This window comes from Amycolatopsis speibonae (assembly GCF_042647925.1).
GTDB lineage: Bacteria > Actinomycetota > Actinomycetes > Mycobacteriales > Pseudonocardiaceae > Amycolatopsis > Amycolatopsis speibonae.
In genome coordinates this window covers 1-912 of sequence record NZ_JBHRWK010000128.1, presented here as the reverse complement: position 1 = coordinate 912, position 912 = coordinate 1, and the positions used below count along the sequence as shown (strand labels likewise).

Annotated in this window: 1 rRNA gene; it reads left to right on the top strand. The window is 55.4% G+C overall.

The window, feature by feature from the left end:
• Nucleotides 1-912, top strand: a 23S ribosomal RNA gene (locus tag ACFOSH_RS42445); the annotation flags it as partial.

The window sequence follows — 912 nt, the reverse complement described above, 5'->3', positions numbered from 1 at the left end:
GTGTGTTAGTGGAACGCCTTGGGATGGGCGACCGGAGTGGGTGAGAGTCCCGTACGCGAAAACACATGTTTGTGAATCTTGGTGGTGTTCCCGAGTAGCAGCGAGCTCGTGGAATTTGCTGTGAATCTGCCGGGACCACCCGGTAAGCCTAAATACTTCCTGAAGACCGATAGCGGACTAGTACCGTGAGGGAAAGATGAAAAGTACCCCGGGAGGGGAGTGAAAGAGTACCTGAAACCGTGTGCCTACAAGCCGTCAGAGCCCGAGCAACATCTTTGATGTTTACGGTGATGGCGTGCCTTTTGAAGAATGAGCCTGCGAGTTAGTGCTGCGTGGCGAGGTTAACCCGTGTGGGGTAGCCGTAGCGAAAGCGAGTCTGAATAGGGCGTCTGAGTCGCGTGGTCTAGACCCGAAGCGGAGTGATCTACCCATGGCCAGGCTGAAGCGTCGGTAAGACGACGTGGAGGGCCGAACCCACTTAGGTTGAAAACTGAGGGGATGAGCTGTGGGTAGGGGTGAAAGGCCAATCAAACTCCGTGATAGCTGGTTCTCCCCGAAATGCATTTAGGTGCAGCGTCACATGTTTCACCGCGGGGGTAGAGCTACTGGATGGTCTAGGGGCCTTACCGGGTTACCGAAATCAACCAAACTCCGAATACCGTGGTGTGAGAGTGTGGCAGTGAGACGGCGGGGGATAAGCTTCGTCGTCGAGAGGGAAACAGCCCAGAACACCAGCTAAGGCCCCCAAGTGTGTGCTCAGTGGGAAAGGATGTGGGATTGCCCAGACAACCAGGAGGTTGGCTTAGAAGCAGCCACCCTTGAAAGAGTGCGTAATAGCTCACTGGTCAAGTGGTCCTGCGCCGACAATGTAGCGGGGCTTAAGCACACCGCCGAAGCTGTGTCATTCATACA